A 20,740-nucleotide genomic window follows, 5' to 3' on the forward strand; every position below is an offset into this window, starting at 1 on the left:
GTTTCGAACCGGCACGCAATTCCCGCCGGTCGCAAACCCGTCCGCAATGCCGAACCAGCAAAGGAAGTCAAAGAAATGCTACCGAAAGCCACCAGAGTTCTGGTCTCCATTCTGCTTGCCGCCTGTGCACCAGCCACCATCGGTCACGCGGCCGGCAAACCGGCGGCGACAGTCAGGGCCGTCGTGGACGCGGCAATCCGGCCGATTATGGAAAAATACAATATTCCCGGAATGGCCGTCGCCATCACGATCAAGGGAAAGCCCTATCTGTTTGACTACGGCGTTTCTTCCCGGGAGACCGGCAAGCCGGTCAATGCGCAGACGCTGTTCGAGATCGGGTCGATCAGCAAGACATTCGTGGTCACGCTGGCGGCCTATGCGCAGGCGGGCGGCCAGCTTTCCCTGTCCGACAAGACCAGCAAATATCTGCCATCCATGCGGGATACGGCGTTCGGCAATGTCAGCCTGATGCACCTTGGCACCCATACGCCGGGCGGCTTTCCCATACAGGTTCCCGCGGAGGTGAAGAATGACGGCCAGCTGATGACCTATCTGCAGAACTGGAAGCCGGCCTATGCCGCCGGGACCTACCGGACCTATGCCAATCCCAGCATTGGCATGCTGGGTTACATCACGGCAAAGGCAATGAACCGGGATTTCGCCGCATTGATGGAAGGCCAGCTGTTTCCGGCCCTTGGCCTGAAGAGCACGTATATCGACGTACCGGGCACCAAAATGGCGGATTACGCCCAGGGCTATACGGCGAAGGACGTCCCGGTCCGGGTGAGCAAGGCTGTTCTTTCCGCGGAAGCCTATGGCGTGAAAACCACGAGCACCGACCTTATCCGTTTCATCGAAGCGAACATGAAACTGGCCAAGCTGGAAGGCAAGCTGCAGCGGGCGATCGCCGATACGCATACGGGCTACTTCAAGGCCGGCGCGATGACGCAGGACCTGATCTGGGAACAGTATGCCTATCCGGTTGATCTGAACACGCTGCTGCGCGGCAACTCTCCCGACATGCTCAAGCCGACGCCGGTGAGCGCACTGACGCCGCCGCAACCGGCCCGCGACGATGTTTTGATCAACAAGACGGGTTCCACCAACGGGTTCGGCGGCTATGTCGCCTTTGTGCCGAAGAAGCAGTTCGGCATCGTCATTCTGGCGAACAAATACTATCCCAACGCCGAGCGCATCCGCATGGCCTATCAGATACTGACACGGCTGGACGCAAACGACGGCGCGAGCGAATAGAGGACCCCGCGTCAGGCCGTGCGAAGCGTGCTTTCACATATTCGCACGGCCGGTTTCCATATGTGATCGGCCGCGCCCCCCGTGCCATTGCTGCGCCATATTGATTATTCATCTCTGGTTCATGGGATTAGACTTAAGTCTATTCTCTAGGGACTTAATATGTCGAAATGCACGTTCACTCAGGGCGCATTTCACTGGAGGCACTATGAAAAAGTTGATGTCAGCTCTTTTTGCCGTCGTGATGTCGATCGGAGCCATCGGAGCAGCCGGACCGGTGTCCGCCGCCCCGCTGACTGTCGAAAAGCCCATCACCGCAACAGGGCCAGCGGCTGCAAACAGCAATGTGCAGCGCGTTCAGTATTATCGTGACTATTATGATCGCCGCTACGACCGCCGCTGGCATCGGTACGATCGCCGCTGGGATCGCCCGCATTGGCGTCACCGCTATGATCGCCGTTGGGACCGTCGTTGGGATCGCCGCTACTATCATCGCTATGACCGCCGCTGGGATCGCCCGTACTGGCATCATCGCCATGATCGCAGATGGCGCCGTATCTGACGCACAGACAAAACCCCGGCCAAAAGCCGGGGTTTTTCGCATGCGACCCAATCTCTGTCATACGAAAATGTGATCGTATGACGCGGGTGCAATCGGGAAGGTTTACTCTAGAGTGCCCGTGAAAACCCTTGAAGCCACAGAGTCTTGAAGCCACGAGAGTTGGAGACATCCATGAAACGACTGATTGCATTCGCTGCGGCGCCCGTGCTGGCCATTGCAGTGTTCTCGGCTGCCGCAGGCGCCGATCCGATTGCGGACCGGCAGGCGCTGATGAAGGATCAGGGCAAGGCCGTCGGCAGTCTCGCCCCCATTGCAAAGGGCGAAAAGCCGTTTGATGCGGCCGCGGTGCTGGCGGCGCTCAGCAAGCTGAACGAGGACGCGCAGAAGATCGATCCGGCAGCCCTGTTCCCGGCCGGCACTGAAACCGGCGGCGAGACCACCGCTTCGCCGAAAATCTGGGAAGACAATGCGGGCTTCACCGCCGCTGTCAACAAGTACAAGGCCGATGCCGCAGCAGCGGCCGCCGCCAAGCCGCAGGACCTTGCCAGCTTCAAGCTTGCCTTCGCGCAGGTCTCGCAGAATTGCGGCGCCTGTCACCAGACCTACCGCATCAAGAAGAACTGACCGGACAGGCCGGGGGAGCCAATGATCCGCAAGCTGCTGCTGCTCGTCATTGTGGCTGCCCTGGGCGGGGCGGCCGGATTCTGGTTCCTGTCGGCGCCGTCGCGGGTTGATCCGGCACGGCTTGCCGCGGCGGCTCCCGGCGATGCCGGGCGCGGTGAACGGGTATTCTGGGCGGGAGGCTGCGCCTCCTGCCATGCCGCGCCGGGTGCCAGCGGCGATGCACGCCTGGTGCTGGCAGGCGGCCACGAGCTGGTCACGCCGTTCGGCACCTTCGTGACCCCCAACATTTCCCCCTCCGCCAAGGGCATCGGCTCATGGTCGTTCGAGGACTTGGCCAATGCCATGCTTGCCGGAGTATCGCCGGATGGCAGGCACTATTATCCCGCCTTTCCCTATACCTCCTATGCGCGCATGCAGGTGCAGGATATCGCCGATCTCTATGCCTATCTGAAAACGCTGCCGCCATCGGACAATGTGGCGGCGGATCACCGGCTGCGTTTCCCCTACAGCGTGCGCCGGGGATTGGGGCTGTGGAAACGGCTCTATCTGTCATCGGATCCGGTTCTGACCGTTGCCGGGGCGAGCGACGCGATCAAACGCGGCCAGTATCTGGTGGAAGGCCCCGGCCATTGCGGCGAATGCCATACGCCGCGCAACGCCATCGGCGGGGTGGACAAGAGCCGCTGGCTGGCGGGCGCAAAGGCGCCCGAAGGCAAGGGGGTCGTCCCCAATATCACCGGCGGCGAGGGCGGTATCGGCAGCTGGTCTGAGAAAGATATCGCCTACGCGCTGGAAAGCGGGTTCACACCGGATTTCGACTCGCTCGGCGGGTCCATGACCGACGTTGTGCTGAACATGGCGCATCTGGAGCCAGCCGACCGGGCGGCGATCGCCGCTTACCTGAAAGCCATTCCTGCCCATCCAAGGGGTTTTGCCGCGCCCTGAAGCCGCGCCCTGCGCTATCTCCGGCCAAACGATTCCGTTTCATCCGGCTTGGTGGAGCACGATTTTCCCGATCCGGCCCATTGTTCAATATTTATGACGTCGATCGGGTTTCCCGTTTACCCCATCCTTGCCTGTGAGGTGCTTGCCAGCGGCAGCCCCAGGAGATGGAAAGGACGGCATTGATGGTTACCCGCAGACAGACTCTTTCGCTGATGGGGGCGGCAGCTATGACCGCGCTCGTGCCGCTCTCCGGCCGCGCGGCCACGCCGCCGCTCAAAGCATTGCGCATCGGCTGGCAGAAGAACGGTGTCCTGGCCCTGGCCAAAGGGACGGGCGCGCTGGAGAACCGCTTTGAAGCGCGCGGCATTGCCGTGAGCTGGGCCGAATTCTCCTCCGGGCCGCCGCTGCTTGAGGCGCTGGGTGCCGGCGCGGTTGACTTCGGCCCGACCGGCGATGTGCCGCCGCTCTTTGCGCAAGCCGCCGGCGGCAATCTGCTCTACGCCGGCACCTACAGGGGATCGCCGGACGGATCGGCCATTCTCGTGCGCAAGGATTCGCCGGTCAATGGCCTTGCCGATCTCAAGGGCAAACGCATTGCCTTCAAGCGTGGCTCAAGCGCGCACAATTTTACGGTCAAGGCCTTGCGCAGCGTCGGCCTGTCGGTGAATGACATCACGGCGTCGGACCTGTCGCCGCCGGATGCGGCGGCGGCCTTTTCCTCCGGCCAGATCGATGCATGGTCGATCTGGGACCCCTATCTGGCGGTCGCCGAAAAACGCCCCGAAACCCGGATTCTGGCGACAGGCCGGGGAATCGTCGACAGCTGGTCCTATTTTCTCAGCAATGGCGATTTCGCCGCCGCGCATGGCGATATCCTCAGCGACGTGCTGGACGAACTGGCGCGGGTTGGCCGGGCGGCACAGGACAATCTCGATGAAACGGTCATTGCCCTGTCGAAGATCACCGGCGTGCCCGAGGATATCCAGAGAATCACGCTGACACGCGAGGGTGTCCGTCTGGGCGATGTGACGACAGTCACACCCGAGGCCGTTGCCTATCAGCAGGCGCTGGCGGATGAGTTTTATGCGCTGAAGATCATTCCCAGAAAACTCAATGTCAGCGATATCGTCTGGAAGGGCAGGCCCTCCTGAGCTTTCCAGACGGGGAAATCAGGGCTGGCTATCCCCGTTGCGCAGATTGGCATTGACGCGATTGAGAAAGGCCACGAACTGCGCCGCCTCGCCGGTGGAAAAACCCGTCATGGCCAGAATATTGCCCTCGTTCAGGGCCGCATAGGCCTGCGGCAGGCGCTCGAAGGCGAGCGCGGTCAGCTCGATGATCTGGCTCCGTCGATGCGCCGGGTCGGCCTTGCGCTGAATGAACCCGTCGCGTTCCATCCGGGCCAGCGCCTGGGCCATGGACGGCTGTTCTACCTGCAGCAGCCGGGCCAGATCGGCCTGCGTCGATGCTTCGCCATTCTTCACCGCGACCAGTACCGGCAGATAGGCCGCACCGAGGCCGAGCGGCCGCAGCTTTTCCTCGCCCCGGCGCATCAATTCGCGTGCCGCCTGCTTGATGAGGAAAGACGGGGTTTGTCTCGGGTCTGGACCGGGCATGGCAATTCTCCTTGCATAGGACCCTATGATATAATAATAGGGTCCTATGTAACTTATCAGTGAGAGCTTGAAAATGTCAAAGAAATCATCTGTCGCCATTGTCGGCGGCGGGCCCGGCGGGCTGTTGCTGGCGCGTATGTTGTATCTGAAGGGCGTCGCCTTCACCGTTTATGAGCGGGATGAATCGCCCGTGCATCGCGGGCAGGGCGGCATGCTCGATCTGCACCCCGGAACCGGGCAATATGCCATGAAGCGGGCCGGGCTGTTTGCCGAGTTCCAGCATTTTGCACGCTACGAAGACCAGGGCACCCGGCTTTATGACAAGCACGGCCTGCTTGTGTATCAGGACGATGCCTCCGATGGGGACCGCCCGGAGATTGACCGCAGCCAATTGAGAGACCTGCTTTTGCAGTCCATTCCTGCAGACAGTGTTCGCTGGGGCTGCCGTTTGACGCAAGCCGTGCCACGCGATGATGGCACGTTCGAGCTGCGTTTTGAAAACGGGTCCGTCGCCCGGCATGATTTTGTCGCCGGAGCGGATGGGGCGTGGTCAAAGGTGCGGCTTCTGGTCTCGGATGCAAAGCCCAGGCATATCGGACTGACCCTCTATGAACTCGCGATCGACGATGCCGATACCCGGCATCCCGGCATCGCGGCGCTGGTCGGGCGCGGCACAATGATTGCCAAGGGCGATGGCAAGTCGATCTTTGCGCAGCGCAACGCCAATGCGCATATCCGGGTCTATGCGGCGCTGCCGGGCGAGGAGAGGCCGGGGTTCGAGGCGACGAAGGAAAGCCTCGCCGCGCAGTTCGCCGGCTGGGACGGGAGCCTGCTGCAGCTCTTTGACGCGGCAAAGGATACGGTGCGGCCCTGGCCGATTTGCGCGCTGCCCGTCGGGCATCGCTGGCAGAGCCGCGCGGGTGTTACACTCATCGGCGATGCGGCTCATGTCATGCCGCCGGCGGGCGTGGGCGGCAATCTGGCGCTGCGCGATGCCGCCGATCTCGCCGACGCCTTGACGGGAGATGAGGACCGGACCATCGCCGTGCGGGCGTACGAAGCCTTGATGTGGGAACGGGCCGCGACGGCCGCGGGCGAGGCGATGCAGGCGATGGCGGCCGGTTTTGCCGAGGACAGTCTGGAAGCAACGATGAAGCGGATCAGCGGCGTGGCCTGAACTCAGCGCCTGTCGCATCCGATCAGCACGGAGTTGCCGTCGACATATTTGCTGCGCATGGTGTAGAGCCAGCCGCGGCATTCTTCCATGGTGCGGAAGCAGCGAAAATCGGACACCGGCACATTGTCGCCGCCCATGGAAATGATCGGATTGTCGGTCGTGCCGGAATAGCGGCCGACAATCACACCCGACCCGCGCGGCGGGTTGTTGCAGCGCTGCCCGGCAAATTCGCTGACATTCTTGCGAACGGCCGCCTGGGCCCCGGTCATGTCAGCACCCGGAAACAGGGGCTGGGCTGCCAGGGCAGCCCCGAGCATCAGGACAAGAACACTTCGTTTCATCGTAAACCTCCGCAGTGAATCAGGTCTGACATTGCTTCGCCACGCGCGCTTCCTGCCTTTATAGCGGAAACCGCGGCGGCTGTAACCGTGACCCCACGCAGCGGCAAACACATCTGCGCGACTAAAGTCGAATTGACGGCAGGAATGGTTAATAGGAATATTATCCCTTTAAGGGATTGTATTCATGAAACATCAAACTCCTAATTACCTCTATGACCTGGAGTGGCATATAAGAGCTCGAGCGGTTCAGCACAAACTTTCGAATCTTAAAAATTTAGAAGAATTAAGCCGTGCTTATCGGCAAAACGAGATCGATACTGCGCTGTCTAGAGCTCAGCTGAGATTATGTGAAGCGGTGAAGGCTTGGCGAAAATATAGCCCGGATCAGCCCCGCGTTCCCTCTGGGAATCCTGATGGTGGCCAGTGGACGGATGGCAATATTGATGGCATCGAGGGTGGGCGTCTTGGAGCACGGCTTGACGATGCAGAACGGTTCGCTTTTCTCCCTCCCTATTTAATCGAGATCTACGATATGGGGCCGAGTACCCTTTGTACCTACCAGAGTTGGCCGGACAACAACCGATTTGTTCATATTGTTACGCGTGGGGAAAAATGTCCCTCGAATTATCTTCCGGGTTACGGACCGATCGATTGAATAATGCAGATTTAACAGCCCGTAAGGATGAAAGGACAGAAGAGTGACCTCCGGTATTTCGAAAAATATCAAATTGAGCGACGCTGCCGCCGCGCTTTTCACGCCGCTGTGCGCGAATGCCAATGCGGGTTTGCTGCCCTATGTCTTGTGGTCCCTTGGGGGGCGAAAGCTTGGTGCTGGCGACCAGATTCTCGAGACTTATCCTGCGGGCTATATCATCGGTTTCCTGCCGGAAAAGGATATCAGCGACACTCTTGAGAAGGTCGAGGTCAAGGGCGGGCGATATTTTCTCCTCAATCCGCAGTTTCCACTGTCAAAATCGAAGACCTATCTGATTGATGTGCAGGGGCGCATCATATCGGTGTGCGACGTATGATTTGACCAGTTGCCATGGAGCCGCGGTCCAAAACGCCGGAGACGGTCCTTTTTGGCCGCCCGCTGGTGTCAACGGGCGGCGGGGACGACGGCGCGTCATGCAGTCAGGCGGCGGTCTTGTCCACGAGCTTGAGGGCATAGGCATAGACATAGGCGACTTCCTCCAGATGGGAGAAGCGGCCGGAGGCGCCCGCATGCCCGGCATCCATGTTGATGCGGAACAGCACGGGATGGGCGTCGGTCTTGAGCTCACGCAGTTTGGCCACCCATTTGGCCGGCTCCCAGTAGGTGACGCGCGGATCGGTCAGCCCGGCAACCGCCAGGATTGGCGGATAGGCCTGCGCCCGGACATTGTCATAGGGCGAATAGGACGCCATGTAGGCATAGTCCGTCGGCGAGGTAATCGGATTGCCCCATTCGGTCCATTCCGGCGGGGTGAGCGGCAAGGTATCGTCCAGCATCGTGTTGATGACATCGACGAACGGCACTTCGGCGATGATCCCGCCAAAGGCCTCCGGCGCCATGTTGGCAACGGCGCCCATCAGCAGCCCCCCGGCCGAACCGCCATGGGCAATGGTGCCTTGCGGGCTGGTAAAACCTTCTGCCGCAAGATGGCGGGCGACCGCAATGAAGTCGCCAAACGTGTTCTTCTTGTGCAGGCGCTTGCCATTCTCATACCAGGCATAGCCCTTGTCCTTGCCGCCGCGAATATGGGCGAGGGCATAGATGAAACCGCGATCGACAAGCGACAGGCGGGTGGTGCTGAAACTTGCCGACATGGTCGAGCCGTAGGAGCCATAGCCATAGAGCAGGCAGGGCGCAGACCCGTCGAGTTTCGTATCGCGGTGATAGACGATGGAAACCGGCACCGTCTCGCCGTCCGCCGCCGGAGCCAGCAGCCGCCGTGTGACATAGTCATCGGGATTGTGGCCGGAGGGCACTTCCTGGGTTTTCAGCAGCGTGCGCTCGCGCGTGCGCATATTGTAGTCATAGAGCTGCGACGGCGTGGTCATCGACGAATAGGAGAAGCGGATGACCTCGCTGTCATATTCGGGACTTCCCTGCAGGCCAAGGGAATAGGCCTCTTCGTCAAAGGCGATGGCGTGTTCCTCGCCCGTATGGCGGTCGTGGATCATGATGCGCGGCAGGCCGTTTTCCCGTTCCAGCCAGACCAGATAATCCCTGTAGGCACCATGGCCGAGCAGCAGGCGGCCCGGCTTGTGTGCTACCACCTCGGTCCAGTTGGCCGGTTCCGGCGCAGTGACCGGCGTGCTCATGATCTTGAAATCCTTGGCACCATCGATGTTGGTGAGGATGTAAAAGACATCGCCGCCTTCGGTCATGCTGTATTCCACGCCGGACTGGCGCGCCGCAACAAGTCTTGGCGCTGATGCGGCATCCCTGGCATCGAGCAGCCAGACTTCCGACGTCTCGTGATCGTGGCAGTCGATGAAGATGAAGTCGTCGAGTGAACTGCCGCTGACCCCCATGAAAAAGCCGGGATCCGTTTCCTCCTTGATCAGGCGGTCTGCGCTCTCCGGCTGGCCAAGCACGTGGTAGAACAGGCGCGACGGGCGATGGTTGGCGTCCACCTTCGTGTAATAAAAGCCGGTTGACTGGGCATTCCATACGCCATCGCCCGATGTTTCGGTGACCACGTCGGCCGCATCGGCCAGCGTCGTCAGATCGCGCACCCGCAGCGTGTAGAACTCGGAGCCCATGTCATCGAAACCCCAGATCATCTTGGCGTGATCCGGCGAATGATCGGCAGAACCCAGGCTGAAATAGGCCTTGCCTTCGCCCTCGAGGTCGCCGTCCAGCAGCATCGTCTCCGCGCCGCCGTCACGCGGTATGCGGAAGAAGCGCGGATGCTGGCCGCCGGTCTTGTAGGATGTGCCATAGGCATAGGGTCCGTCCTTCGACGGCACGGACGAATCGTCTTCCTTGATCCGCCCCTTCATCTCGTCGAACAGAGTGCTCTGCAGCGCCTTCGTGTCGGCCATCAGCGCCGTCTGATAGGCGTTTTCCGCTTCAAGGTGGCTGCGGATGGCCGGATCGAGCACGGCCGGGTCCCTGAACACCTCCTGCCAGTTATCGGCCCGCATCCAGGCGTAGTTGTCGACACGGGTGATGCCGTGGCGCGTGTCCGATACCGGATGTTTGGCCGATTGCGGAGCGGGGAGAGTGGCGAAACGCGATGTTTTGGTCATGAAATACTCTCAGTACAGTGGATGGAAAGGCTCTAACGTCTTTGCGACGGAACAATGTCAGACTTTGCCGGAGACACTGATGACAATCACATCTGTGCGGGATTCGTCAATCCTGCGCCTCTCCGCAACGGGCCTTGCACGGGACGCGCCGATAGAGCAAATCCATCGGTTCATCTGTGAATACTATTGCGCGGCGTCTGCAACAATATTGCCGGTCATTGGCCGCGCATTGCCAACCCGGTGACAAAAGCCGCGCTTGCAGCCGATTTTTGCGTTTTTGGCCCTCAATCCGTGTTTCCGGGCAGGATTCTTCGCGGGCAATTGCGCGTAATTTGTCTTTTTGATCAAAAACAGAAATACTTATTATTGTCTCATGTTGCACTAAAGTAGGTCTGGCACTGCACTGAGTAACCTCCGTTGTTATAGAATGCTTGTGAAATGCGGATTGGTTCCTCATTTTTGCCATTTTTCGTCTTAGTGGTGTTGTACGGATGTTCACGTGTGAACATTTATGTTATCACATGTGTAACGGGATTTTGGCTTTCTTGGCCCAACCGGCGCCAGGTCCTCAGTAAATTCAATATCAAGGAAAAATTACAAATATTTCTTTTTTTGGTGAAGTATTGATTTGACAATTAGAGCTCCATCCTGAATACAGTGTCGTCATCAGTGTCAGGGTTTCTGATATTTGCAGATTTATACTGCTTGCTTTCCCGTGTAATACCAACTTTTCAAATTAGATGAAGGATTTGGACTTTGATGACAACATTCGACAATTCAAACACAGCTGCTGGAGACGTTCTCCTGGAACTGACCGCTGAATTGGTTGCTGCTTATGTAAGCAACAATTCAGTGCCATCTGGCGATCTTCCTGCGCTTATTGCTGATGTCCACGCTGCTCTTGGTCGGGTCGGCAGTGGTGCAGAAGCAGTCGTCACGATTCAGGAAAAGCCAAAGCCTGCAATCAATCCGAAGAAATCCGTTGCGGATGACTACATTGTCTGCCTCGAAGACGGCAAGAAGTTCAAGTCTTTGAAGCGGCACCTGATGACCCATTATGGTCTGACGCCTGAGCAGTACCGCGAAAAGTGGGATCTGGATGCTTCCTATCCCATGGTTGCACCCAATTACGCTGCCGCACGCTCGCGTCTTGCCAAGAACATGGGTCTCGGCCGCAAGCGCAAAAAGGCTGCCTGAGTACAGGCAGTCGAGAATCTTTGCAAGACGGCGCCTTCGGGCGCCGTTTTGTTGTCTGCATCTTTTCCATGCGCGCCGGCATGAACTTCAGCCCGGCATGGATTTCAACAAAGTATCCAGGGCCTGTTTGAGACCGATATGACGATTGAGGTCATAGCTCCAGTGCCCCTTGCCGCCCTTGATCCTTTCCCTTTCAATCAAACGTTTGAGCCGCCGGCAGTAGGTCTGCTTTTCCGCGGCGCCAAGCGCGATCGCCGCATCCAGATCTTCGCCACACAGAATCTGCAGCGCCAGCCTTTGCCGCGCCCTGCTGTGCTCCGCATCCCTTGCAGCCAGGAATGCCGCCCTCTGCTTCGTCCATTCTCTCTCAGCCATGTTTCCGTCCTCGATGGTGGATGGACACACTTTGCTCCGGCTTGAGGGATGTAGGACAAAAGTCCTAGATTAAAGAGGGGGCTGCAAAAAAGAATCCACGAAAACAATGGCATGATGGTTGCACGCCGGAAAACTTATCCACGGTCTTGCTGGGACTAATATAAGAAGATATTCCTATAAGCGAAGTGGAGCGAGCATGTCCGAGAATTTTCCCCATCTGATCCGCTCTGCCGCCGAGGCGCGGGCGATGATTGAGATCCTCCGTCGAGCGCGTCCGAAACCGAAGACAGTGAAACCCGCTGTGTCCGATGGGGGTGAACCGCCGGATGGCCGTCTCTTTCATGTCTGCGATGGTGTCATCGACATTCTCGCCAGCTTTTTCAATGTCAGCGGCCGCGAGCTGCGCGCCCATTCCCGCTGCGAGCGGTCGGTGGCCCGCGTCCGGCAGATCGGCATGTATGTGGCGCATGTGACGCTGTCGCTGAGCATGACGGAGGTTGGGCGTGCCTTCGGGCGCGACCGCAGCACGGTCAACCATGCCTGTCATCTGATTGAGGATATGCGCGACGAGCCGGAGTTCGACCGGGTTGTGCAGACGCTTGAAAACATTCTCCGGGCGGCATTCCTGCGCAGCGGCATGGTGCGCCAATGAGCATCCAGGGCAAGAACAATACCGGCGTGCGCAGGCTGCTGTGCTTTCTGGCCAAGGCACCGGCGGAGCCTGCAATCGCGGGCAATGGCAAGGTGATGCTGGAAAGCACGGCGGGCGGCGCGATTTCCATCGGGACAGCGGTGCTGGACCACGCCGTACGGGAAGGACTGGCACGGCCAGCGGGCGGCATCGTCGGCATCACCGATACGGGCAGGGCATTCCTGCGCCGGGTGGACGGCGGAGCAGACGCCTATGCCGCCCAGCATCGCCTTGAAACGCTGGCGGCGCCGCACAACCGGCATGGGGCGGTACGGCGCAACGAAGCCGAATCGCCACTTGCCCTGTTGCGCCGCCGCAGGGATTCATCCGGCGTCCCGCTGATCAGCGAAGCCGCGTTCAAGGCGGGGGAGCAATTGCGCAACGATTATACGCTTGGCAATTTCATGCCGCCGCTTGGCGCCAACTGGAGTGCCGTGGGAAGCGGCACAAGCCATCGCTCCGGCAATGGCACCTTGGAAATCACCGATGCCGCATTGGCCGCAAGGCAACGGGTCGAGCGGGCGCTGGATGCGGTCGGACCGGAACTCTCCGGCGTGCTGGTGGATATCTGCTGCTTTCTCAAGGGCCTTGAGACTGTCGAGCGGGAACGGCAGTGGCCGGTCCGCTCTGCCAAGCTCATCCTCAAAACAGCGCTCGCGGCGCTGGACCGGCATTACTGCCCGCCATCGCCCGCCCGGCGCACTGCGCGCATCATTCACTGGGGAACCGCGGATTACCGCCCGCGGCTGGCGCGGTAGCAGCGCGCTCAGTGCTGCGTGGCACCCGGGGTTGCCAGCACCGCCTGCGCCTCGTTGCGGATGCGGGCGACCATCGAGCGCAGGCCGTTGGAGCGCTGCGGCGTCAGATTTTCGTTCAGGCCCAGTTTCTTCAGGATGGCTTCCGGATCGATGGCGAGGATTTCTGATGCCTTCCTGCCGGAATAAAGCACCATCATGATGGCGACGAGGCCGCGCACGATATGCGCGTCGGAATCGCCGAGGAAATCGATGACCGGATCGGCGCCGTCGCTCGGCGTGCTCTTCAGCCAGACCTGGCTGACGCAGCCATTGACCTTGTGCTGCGCATCGCGGGCATCATCCGGATAGGGCTTCAGTTCCCGGCCGAGGTCGATGACATAGCGGTAGCGGTCTTCCCAGTCGTCCAGGAAATCGAAATCCGCGATGATATCGTCAATTGTCTGTGCCATAGGTCCAGTCTCGAACGGTGATGAGGCACATATAGTGACGCGAAAGCCGGACGTCACCGTCTTTCCTGTCGCAGCCGCTACTTCTTTGCGATCGTGCCCGTTGTCTTGCCGTCGACGGCATTGGACTGTTCGCGCTGGCGGATGGCCGCTTCCAGAATTTCGCGCATCGCCATCTCGCGCAGCTTGGCCTTGATCAGGTCGCTCTTGTCGGTTGCGGAGGCGGCAACGGCTCCCGCGTCGTCATGGGCGGCGGCAACGGCCGCATCGGCGCCGTTGGTCTTGGCGCCCAGCTGCGTGTCGAGATACTGGTAGCCGACCTTGGCCACTTCGCTGGCGCGAACGCCCGCATTGTTCAGGGCTGCCTTGCCGGTCTCGCAGGCATTGGGATTGCGTGTGCAGAACTGGCTGAGATCGCTGATCGTCTCGCGCGCGGCAAAGAAAGCCTCGAGCGGGCCGGGTTGCGGCACGCCTTGCGGATTGTCCTTCGAATCCACTGGAATGAACAGCGAAATCAAAAACATCCAGAAGCAGAACTTGATCGCAAACCTGATCAGGAAGAACATTTCAGATATCCTCTGCCAACACCGGACCTGCTTCCCAGGAGCAGCCCATGCCGGGACATTGCCACAGACAAGGCAAAAACCGGTTGAGACGCGGTTTTGCATTTGAGCGATCATAGAAACCAAGGATTAAGAAATCTTGGAGCCCGAAATGCCGGTTTTGCGATTCGGCGGGCAAATCGGCGGCAACCCGAAACCCTTCATTTACCATGCATTGAAAAGCCCCCGCACATTCGGCCGAAACCGGTTGTGCGGGACATCTGCGTCCCCGGTTTTATCCTTTCCTTAAAGCCTCGTCTGCAAAAGTTAACGGCGACATTGAAATGACCGTGATGCATCCGGCCCCGGCCGGACCGTCCGGATAGCAGGAAAAAACTGGTGCCGATTCATTCCGTCACACTGCCCAGAATTGCTGATGCCTACCGGCGCCACTGCAAACGCTGGGTGAGCACATCTGTTGCCGGCGCCGCCGAACGCGACAGGGACGCCCGCATGGCCGGTGCCTTCCTCGTCATGCCGTTCCTGCTGGCCGTTGCGCTGGCCGCCAGCCACTCCCTGTTCAGTGAAGCGGGCGGCATGCTCAGCCTCGGCGTCGGTGTCTTTGCCCTGCCGATGATTTTCTGCGGGACGCTCTCGCTGGTTCGCAACGCCGCGCGGTTGGGCTTGGCTGCCCTGGCATCCTACGGCGCCGCCATTGCGCTGATTGCCGTCATGGCGCCGTCCGCCAATCTCCTGCTCTGGATCATGGGCGCGGCAATCCCGCTCGAAGCCTGGTTCGTCATGCGCTCGCAAAAGGCGCTTGCCCTTTCCGGCGGCATTGCCGCGGCGGTGCTTGCCGTCCTCCTCGGCGTGTCGGTGTGGATGGGCGGCAACGTCACCCTGACGGCATTCTCCCTGCTGGCCTCGCTCGCCTACGGGGCAACGCTGCTGGTCCGTTCAGCCGGTGCGCTGGTGGCGCGCGGTCAGGAAGCGCGCCGCGACGACCGGGTCGCCGATCTGGAGAGCGCCGTTGACGGCGTGGTGATCGGGCTTGGCCGCGACGGCATGATCACCGCACTGTCCTGCAAGGCGCAGGAGCATTTCGGCGTGGCCCGCGGCCTGCTGATCGGCACGGCGCTGGTCGAGCGCGTGCACGTATCGGACCGCGTGCATTTCCTGGCATTCCTGTCGGATCTGCGCAGCGGTACGGCCGCCACGGCGGCGGAGATAAAGCTGCGCTGCGTTGCACCGGGCGATGCGGCGAAACCGGCGCACACGGTGCGCTTTGCCACCTATCGCCTTTCCGGCGTGCCGCAGAGCCGGGACAATGGCCTTGTCGTCGTGGCAACGGACATTTCCAATGCGGTTGCCGACCGCTTTGCGCTGGATGCCGCCCGCACCCAGGTCGAGGCCGCCGAGGTGACCAAGGGCCGCTTCCTTGCGTCGGTCAGCCATGAGCTGCGCACCCCGCTCAATTCCATCATCGGCTTCTCCGACGTGCTGCTGCAGGAAATCTGCGGCAAGCTGCCGGATGCGCGCCAGCGCGAATATGTCGAACTGGTGCACCAGTCCGGCACGCACCTGCTTTCGGTGGTCAATGCCATTCTCGACGTGTCGAAGATCGAGGCCGGAACCTATCCGATCATGGCCGAGCCCTTCGCCTTCAAGGATGCGGTGACCATGGTGCATGACATGATGGCGCATCAGGCCTCGCAGAAGAACGTGACGCTGTGCGACCGCGTCAGCCGCAACATCGGCACCGTCGTTGCCGACCAGCGCGCCATCCAGCAGGTGCTGATCAACCTGGTGTCCAACGCGGTCAAGTTCACCGAAAGCGGCGGCGTGGTCACGATCGACGCCGGACTGCATGGCGACATGCTGGCCTTCTCCGTCAGCGATACCGGCATCGGCATTGCCGAAGCGGATCTGCAAACGCTGGGCCAGCCGTTCCGCCAGGTGCAGAACGATTACACGCGCCGGCACGAAGGCACCGGCCTTGGCCTTGCCACCGTCAAGGGCCTGATCGGCCTGCATGGCGGCCAGATGGACATCCGCAGCCGTCCCAGCGAGGGCACGGTGGTGAATGTTCTCATTCCACTCGCCGGTCCGCGGATCGAGCCGGTTCCGGCGGAACCGGTCAATATCGTCGAATTCCGGGCCGACGGCGACAGTGAGGGAGGTTCGCATGCGCAAGCCCGCAAATCGGCCTGACAGCAGGAAGCGCCGCGCGCCCAAGCGTGGCCACATGGCCCGTATCGCCATCGGGGCAGGCGGGCTGATTGCCCGCAATCCGACGATCACCGGCGGCGCGACCGCCTTTCTGGTGACCCTCGGCTTCATCTCCGCCAATGCGCTGTGGTACCAGCCGCAGGTGCATGACGGCGTGTTCTTCCGCACCCGGCCGGAGCTGGTGTTCAAACCGGTCAAGCATGATGGCGGCGTGCTCGGCGCGCCGCAGAAGCAGAGCGCCGCGGATGCGCCGGTGCGCCGGGTCAATTCCGTGCCGGTGCCGCAGGGCAATCCCGATCCGGTCGCCGCGGCCATCAACAATGCCGCCGGCAATGGCGGCACGCCCGTGCTGGCGCCCGGCGGCGATCCGGAAGTGGCCAAGATGCAGCAGAAACTCCTGTCGCTCGGCTTCTACAACGGCGCCGTCGACGGCCTTGCCGGCAAGGGCACCCGCGCCGCCATCGAGGCCTACCGCAAGGCCTCGGCCGACATGGGCATCGAGACGGCGCAGCCCGCCGTCGGCAGCGCCAGCGATACCACCGCCAGCATTGCGATCCCGGCGATCAAGCCCGGCCACGACGCCGAGAAAGCCACCGTCCAGACCGTATCGGCCACCCCGGCCGACAAGCTGACGGCGGCCAGCAGCCTTGCGCCGGCGGAAATCGTCCGCATCCAGGCGGGCCTGCGCGCCTTCGGTAATGACAAGGTGGAGATCGACGGCAAGGTCGGTGCCAGCACCAAGACCGCCATCCGCGAATTCCAGAACCTGTTCAAGCTGCCGGTCACCGGCGAGCCCGATGCGAAACTGCTTGCCAAGATGCAGGAAATCGGCCTGATCAACTGATCACAGGCAGGGACTCAACATGCGTCTGACATCGGAATTCTGGGTTTCCGCGCTGGTGCGCCGCATCAATGGCAGCGGTGCCTTTGCCGCGCTTGGCCACAAGGGCGCGGCGGAAGCCGGGGCGATCTTCATCAAGTTCCGCAATGCCGACGGCAGCTACGACCTGTTCGGCCCGGCGCCGCAGATGGTCTATGACGAGACGAAGCCGGACGAGCGGCAGTTCACCCTGCTGCAATCGGCCGTGGCCGAAGCCGAGGCGGATGCGGCGCTGGACAAGCAGAAACGCTGGGACCGCGATCTGTGGGTCGTCGAGATCGAGGAATACCGCGGCGAGCGCAGCGCGCTGTTTCCGCTCGCCCGCGACTGATCACCGGCGGATGGGTGTTACGACACCCGGCGCTTGGCTGGGCCGGGCGCCGTGCCGCCGCGTTCGAAATCCGCCGCCATTTCCCGCAGTTTCTGCCGCAGCTTCTGTGAGTTTTCCTCGGTCTTCCAGCGCTGGACGGTGGCCTGCGCCTTGTCCTGATCGATCTGGCGGTAGGACTGCACGAACAGGCGCAGCGAATGCAGGTCCTTGTGCACGAGGCCGAACAGGCCCGTCAGCACCAGATGCGCCGCTTCCGCCGAAAGGCCGAGCGCGGCAAGCGCGATGGTCAGTTCCGCATTGAGCCCGTGGCCGATGATGCGTTCGGCGGTTTCGCCGTCGAGATCGAGCGCCGCGGTGAAAACGGTGCGGAACGTGTGGGTTTCGTCGAGCAGGGCGGCATCGATCAGCCGGTCGGCCAGCGCCTGATCGGCGGAAAGACCGGCATCGGATGCGCGCATCAGGGCGCGCAGCGCCTCGCGGGTTTCACGCAGGCGCGGCGATTCGGCTTCCACAGGCTTCAAGGGCTCATTCTCCTTATCGGCGGGCAAGCCGCTCTGCAGCGCCAGGGCGCGGTCGATGGCGGGGTCGTGCAGCTGGCGCAGGGCCTGCAGAAGCGCCGCGTCCTCCACCGTGCGCCGGGCGATGGCGCGGGCATGGCCGATGCCCCGGAGCTCGATCAGCCCGACGAGATCGGCGGGCGTGAGCACGGGCGAGCGCAACAGCAGCGGCGCCGAAATATCAACGTCGTCCTCGGCCAGCGCCAGGATCAGGCGTTTGGGCGCATGCGGCATTTCGGACAGGGCAGCGGCGGCATGGCGGCGCACGCGCGGCGAGGCGAGGGCGAGCAGCGGAACGGCGAGATCCTCCAGCTGCTGGGCATCGCTCTTTGCCGGTCGTGCGACGCAGCAGAAGGCGGTGATCGATGCGGTGAGGAGATCGTCAGCCTTGCTGCCGCCATTGCGGTCTTCAAGTGCCCGAAACTCAGGATACTTCACGAACACACTCCACTCGATCACGCACGGCGCCAAACTATGCCTAAAATGAGCCATGAAGCGTTAGCAATCCGTTAACCCTGCGGGTGTCTAATGAAATTATGCGCGGCAGGATCGCGCGCGCGGACCGGAACCGGTCCGCAGCCCCCGCGGGGGCGCAAAGCAGCCCGTTGTCCGGCGCTTTGGCCGGATGCCAAGACCAGCATGAGCGTGTGCGTATCAAGGAGATCAACAGGCCGAACGGATGGATGAAATGGGGTTTGTCATTACCTTTCCAAGCAGCGCCATGCGCCAGCGCATGGCAACCAAATCCGGGCCGCGGCCGGCAACCGCGCAGATCATGATTTTTCCCGGCGTGCGCTATGAGCGCCCGGCGCAGGCCGCCCGCCCGCGCGACAAGGACAAGCCGGGCAGCCGGTTTTTCGATCCCACACCCCAGCCGGGCTAGGGGCTGTACCGCACGGCTGCCAAGGGGACTGCGGCCCGCAATATCAGCCATCAGAGATAGAACATAGATATCGGGTGCAATCCTGAGCATTCAATTCTATGGATTTTCTGCCACAATGGGGCGAAAACGGCGAGCGTTTTCACGTTGCACTTGAATGTCGCGCCGTCTTGTGACTGCATATATTCTATATTGTTATGATTTCGATTCGTCTTTTTGACGGCATTTTTGATTTTGACTGGTATTGATATTGGGAACCATATTTCATGTCTTTTCACGCCTCAGCTGCGGTTTTTTCCGCACGTTCCGATCATTTGTCCAAATTCCGTAACCATCTGATGAGCAGTGTCTGCGCCGCGCTGATCATCGCCGCTTCCGGCCCCAGTGCGCATGCGCAGGAAGCGTCGGGCAAGTATTTCAACGCGGATGGCAGCAAAACCGACGATCTGGAAAAGGCGGCGGCGACATGGCGAACTCCTGAATTCATATCCGATTGGGGCCTATCTGCGATGCGTGCTGAATATGCTTATGCGTTTGGTGCGACGGGCAAAGGAAGCGATGTTGGAGTTATGGACTCTGGTATCGACACTGATCATCCAGAGTACAAAAATAACCCTCGTATTCACCTAGTTAATACTGTTGGAGAATATTTCGCAGACAGCACAGAATGGGAAGATGAAAACGGGGGTCCCTTCAAAAAGGGAGAAGCGTTCAATGTTTCGGGGGCTTACAATTCAAAGTACAATGACTCGCATGGAACCCACGTCAGCGGGACAATTGGTGCATCCAGAGACGACAAAGGGATGCATGGCGTAGCTTTTGATGTCAATCTTTATGAAGCAAACACACATGGAACGGATGACAACAGGCTGCAAGGCTCCGATACGCTTGACTATAATTACTTCATGGCCGCTTACAAAGCCTTGTCTGCAAACAAAGGTGTTACATTTGTTAACAATAGCTGGGGATCAGATTCGCACGACGAGGTAAAATATTTTGAGAATCAAACCGATACTATTCCGAATTTCACGAAGGCTTATAGCAATTTTCGAAAACTGAGTGAGAGCGGCAACAAGACTTGGCTCGACGCAGTGGGGGATGCTGCCGTCAGGTATGGTATTATTCAGGTCGTCTCTGCATCTAATGATGGGCCTATGCGGAATCCCGATCTTTTTGCAGGTTTACCCTTTTTCCGTCCTGAACTTGAAGATCAATGGCTTGCAGTGGCATGGGCAAATAAGGGGCCGTCTCCTGATTTTAGCGGTGGTGGCATAAATACTTACTCAAACCGTTGTGGTGTTGCCCGCTATTGGTGCGTCGATGCTCCAGGCAGCGGCATTTACAGCACGATACCAAAGGGCAAGTATCTCGCTGAGAGCGGTACGTCGATGTCGGCGCCGCACGCTACCGGCGCCCTCGCAGTTATTCAAAGCCGTTTCCCTTACATGACACCGCAACAAGTTCTCCAGGTTCTGCTGACTACGTCGGTCAACAAGGATGGCATGATTAGGCGTATCCCCGTTGACGAGGATGGCTGGGGCGATATCAATCTGAAACATGCAATGAATGGTCCTGGTCAATTTATAACAGGTAAATTCGACATCAACACGCCAAGCAATATCAAGGATACTTGGTCCAATCCGATCACCGACGACGCTTTGTTGCAGCGCCCGGTATCCGAAAGAGCAGATCTGCAAAAGTTAGTAGACGAACTGGCGACTAAGGGTTGGGATAAGGGCCCTCCGACGAACGTGAGTGTTGAGGACAAGGATTATTACAATAATCTTGTAAAGACTATCGCTACTCGCAAAGAAGCCATTGCGATGCATGTCAAGATTACACAAGGCAGCCTGACGAAATCCGGTGCGGGTTCGTTGTGGCTGACGGGCAAAAACAGCTATCGCGGTGATACGGTGATCAATGGCGGCGAACTCGGCATCGGGCTGGGCGGTTCGATCGTTTCGGCATCGATCATCAATGATACCGGGCTTCTGACCGTCGATGGCACGGCAGCGGCGGTGACGGCCAATGCCGGCGGGCGATTGAAGATCAATACGACGGGGGTGACCGGCGATCTCACCTTGAATGGCGGCTTTGC

General features: G+C 60.2%; 23 protein-coding genes. 16 read left to right on the top strand and 7 right to left on the bottom strand.

Going from position 1 to position 20,740, the window contains the following annotated elements; all coding sequences use genetic code 11:
• Positions 1-75: 75 nt before the first annotated feature.
• The 5 genes from ampC (at position 76) to C5750_RS23380 (ending at position 4,533) form a co-directional block, all read left to right on the top strand.
• On the top strand, positions 76-1,254 hold the full coding sequence (gene ampC / locus C5750_RS23360) for a class C beta-lactamase (RefSeq protein WP_105737270.1): 1,179 nt from the start codon (positions 76-78) through the stop codon (positions 1,252-1,254).
• Positions 1,255-1,471: 217 nt separating this feature from the next.
• Positions 1,472-1,813 carry a hypothetical protein gene (locus C5750_RS26420; RefSeq protein WP_130502127.1) on the top strand — a complete coding sequence of 114 codons (342 nt, stop codon included), beginning with the start codon at positions 1,472-1,474 and terminating at the stop codon, positions 1,811-1,813.
• 171 nt (positions 1,814-1,984) lie between these two features.
• Positions 1,985-2,437: a c-type cytochrome gene (locus C5750_RS23370; RefSeq protein WP_105737274.1), complete on the top strand. Its 453-nt coding sequence runs from the start codon at positions 1,985-1,987 to the stop codon at positions 2,435-2,437.
• 21 nt (positions 2,438-2,458) lie between these two features.
• Entirely contained in the window at positions 2,459-3,382 is a 924-nt protein-coding gene (locus C5750_RS23375) for a cytochrome c (RefSeq protein WP_105737276.1), read from the top strand.
• A 182-nt stretch (positions 3,383-3,564) separates the two neighbouring features.
• Positions 3,565-4,533 carry an aliphatic sulfonate ABC transporter substrate-binding protein gene (locus C5750_RS23380; RefSeq protein WP_105737278.1) on the top strand — a complete coding sequence of 323 codons (969 nt, stop codon included), beginning with the start codon at positions 3,565-3,567 and terminating at the stop codon, positions 4,531-4,533.
• Positions 4,534-4,551: 18 nt separating this feature from the next.
• On the opposite strand, the gene C5750_RS23385 is transcribed toward C5750_RS23380, so the two are convergent.
• The gene (locus tag C5750_RS23385; RefSeq protein WP_105737280.1) at positions 4,552-4,998 is read right to left on the bottom strand and encodes a MarR family winged helix-turn-helix transcriptional regulator; all 447 of its coding nucleotides are present in this window, start codon (positions 4,996-4,998) and stop codon (positions 4,552-4,554) included.
• Positions 4,999-5,071: 73 nt separating this feature from the next.
• Between C5750_RS23385 and C5750_RS23390 the strand changes: the two genes are divergently transcribed.
• Complete coding sequence (locus tag C5750_RS23390) at positions 5,072-6,175, top strand: FAD-dependent oxidoreductase (RefSeq protein WP_105737282.1); 1,104 nt, start codon at positions 5,072-5,074, stop codon at positions 6,173-6,175.
• Positions 6,176-6,177: 2 nt separating this feature from the next.
• On the opposite strand, the gene C5750_RS23395 is transcribed toward C5750_RS23390, so the two are convergent.
• Positions 6,178-6,516, bottom strand: coding sequence for a metallophosphoesterase (locus tag C5750_RS23395; RefSeq protein WP_105737284.1), 339 nt, complete (start codon positions 6,514-6,516; stop codon positions 6,178-6,180).
• Positions 6,517-6,700: 184 nt separating this feature from the next.
• Here C5750_RS23395 and C5750_RS23400 point away from each other — a divergent pair, with 184 nt between their 5' ends.
• Positions 6,701-7,171 (top strand): hypothetical protein, encoded by a 471-nt coding sequence (locus C5750_RS23400; protein WP_105737286.1) that lies wholly within the window; start codon positions 6,701-6,703, stop codon positions 7,169-7,171.
• A 43-nt stretch (positions 7,172-7,214) separates the two neighbouring features.
• Entirely contained in the window at positions 7,215-7,547 is a 333-nt protein-coding gene (locus tag C5750_RS23405) for a hypothetical protein (RefSeq protein ID WP_105737288.1), read from the top strand.
• A gap of 103 nt (positions 7,548-7,650) precedes the next feature.
• On the opposite strand, the gene C5750_RS23410 is transcribed toward C5750_RS23405, so the two are convergent.
• Positions 7,651-9,756 (bottom strand): S9 family peptidase, encoded by a 2,106-nt coding sequence (locus C5750_RS23410; RefSeq protein ID WP_105737289.1) that lies wholly within the window; start codon positions 9,754-9,756, stop codon positions 7,651-7,653.
• 759 nt (positions 9,757-10,515) lie between these two features.
• Here C5750_RS23410 and C5750_RS23415 point away from each other — a divergent pair.
• On the top strand, positions 10,516-10,953 hold the full coding sequence (locus C5750_RS23415; RefSeq protein WP_105737291.1) for a Ros/MucR family transcriptional regulator: 438 nt from the start codon (positions 10,516-10,518) through the stop codon (positions 10,951-10,953).
• Positions 10,954-11,040: 87 nt separating this feature from the next.
• Here the strand turns inward: C5750_RS23415 and C5750_RS23420 are convergent, their stop codons facing one another.
• Positions 11,041-11,328, bottom strand: a complete 288-nt coding sequence (locus C5750_RS23420) for a cytoplasmic protein (protein ID WP_105737293.1) — start codon at positions 11,326-11,328, stop codon at positions 11,041-11,043.
• A gap of 196 nt (positions 11,329-11,524) precedes the next feature.
• On the opposite strand from C5750_RS23420, the gene C5750_RS23425 reads away from it, so the two are divergent.
• Both C5750_RS23425 and C5750_RS23430 read left to right on the top strand, forming a co-directional pair.
• Entirely contained in the window at positions 11,525-11,980 is a 456-nt protein-coding gene (locus tag C5750_RS23425; protein WP_245421220.1) for a helix-turn-helix domain-containing protein, read from the top strand.
• Positions 11,977-12,777 carry a DUF6456 domain-containing protein gene (locus C5750_RS23430; RefSeq protein ID WP_105737295.1) on the top strand — a complete coding sequence of 267 codons (801 nt, stop codon included), beginning with the start codon at positions 11,977-11,979 and terminating at the stop codon, positions 12,775-12,777. The genes C5750_RS23425 and C5750_RS23430 overlap by 4 nt, the downstream gene beginning before the upstream one ends.
• A gap of 8 nt (positions 12,778-12,785) precedes the next feature.
• Here C5750_RS23430 and C5750_RS23435 read toward each other — a convergent pair whose 3' ends face one another.
• Both C5750_RS23435 and C5750_RS23440 read right to left on the bottom strand, forming a co-directional pair.
• The gene (locus C5750_RS23435) at positions 12,786-13,226 is read right to left on the bottom strand and encodes a SufE family protein (RefSeq protein ID WP_105737297.1); all 441 of its coding nucleotides are present in this window, start codon (positions 13,224-13,226) and stop codon (positions 12,786-12,788) included.
• A gap of 77 nt (positions 13,227-13,303) precedes the next feature.
• Positions 13,304-13,789, bottom strand: coding sequence for a DUF5330 domain-containing protein (locus C5750_RS23440; protein WP_105737299.1), 486 nt, complete (start codon positions 13,787-13,789; stop codon positions 13,304-13,306).
• A gap of 375 nt (positions 13,790-14,164) precedes the next feature.
• Here C5750_RS23440 and C5750_RS23445 point away from each other — a divergent pair, with 375 nt between their 5' ends.
• Genes C5750_RS23445 through C5750_RS23455 form a run of 3 tightly spaced genes read left to right on the top strand, consistent with a single transcriptional unit; the run spans position 14,165 to position 17,205 of the window.
• Positions 14,165-15,976: a sensor histidine kinase gene (locus C5750_RS23445; protein WP_105737301.1), complete on the top strand. Its 1,812-nt coding sequence runs from the start codon at positions 14,165-14,167 to the stop codon at positions 15,974-15,976.
• Entirely contained in the window at positions 15,951-16,838 is an 888-nt protein-coding gene (locus tag C5750_RS23450; RefSeq protein ID WP_158531291.1) for a peptidoglycan-binding domain-containing protein, read from the top strand. Before C5750_RS23445 ends, C5750_RS23450 begins: the two co-directional genes overlap by 26 nt.
• A 19-nt stretch (positions 16,839-16,857) precedes the next feature.
• Positions 16,858-17,205, top strand: coding sequence for a DUF1491 family protein (locus C5750_RS23455; RefSeq protein WP_105737303.1), 348 nt, complete (start codon positions 16,858-16,860; stop codon positions 17,203-17,205).
• A gap of 17 nt (positions 17,206-17,222) precedes the next feature.
• On the opposite strand, the gene C5750_RS23460 is transcribed toward C5750_RS23455, so the two are convergent.
• A complete protein-coding gene (locus C5750_RS23460; RefSeq protein ID WP_105737305.1) occupies positions 17,223-18,200 on the bottom strand; it encodes a DUF2336 domain-containing protein in 978 nt (325 codons plus the stop codon).
• 250 nt (positions 18,201-18,450) lie between these two features.
• On the opposite strand from C5750_RS23460, the gene C5750_RS23465 reads away from it, so the two are divergent.
• Positions 18,451-18,645 (top strand): hypothetical protein, encoded by a 195-nt coding sequence (locus tag C5750_RS23465; protein WP_130268961.1) that lies wholly within the window; start codon positions 18,451-18,453, stop codon positions 18,643-18,645.
• A gap of 263 nt (positions 18,646-18,908) precedes the next feature.
• Positions 18,909-20,740: S8 family serine peptidase (locus C5750_RS23470; RefSeq protein ID WP_146118190.1), on the top strand; the 1,832-nt coding region annotated here is incomplete at its 3' end.

Origin of the sequence: Phyllobacterium myrsinacearum (assembly GCF_002980555.1) — a bacterium.
Classification (GTDB): domain Bacteria; phylum Pseudomonadota; class Alphaproteobacteria; order Rhizobiales; family Rhizobiaceae; genus Phyllobacterium; species Phyllobacterium myrsinacearum.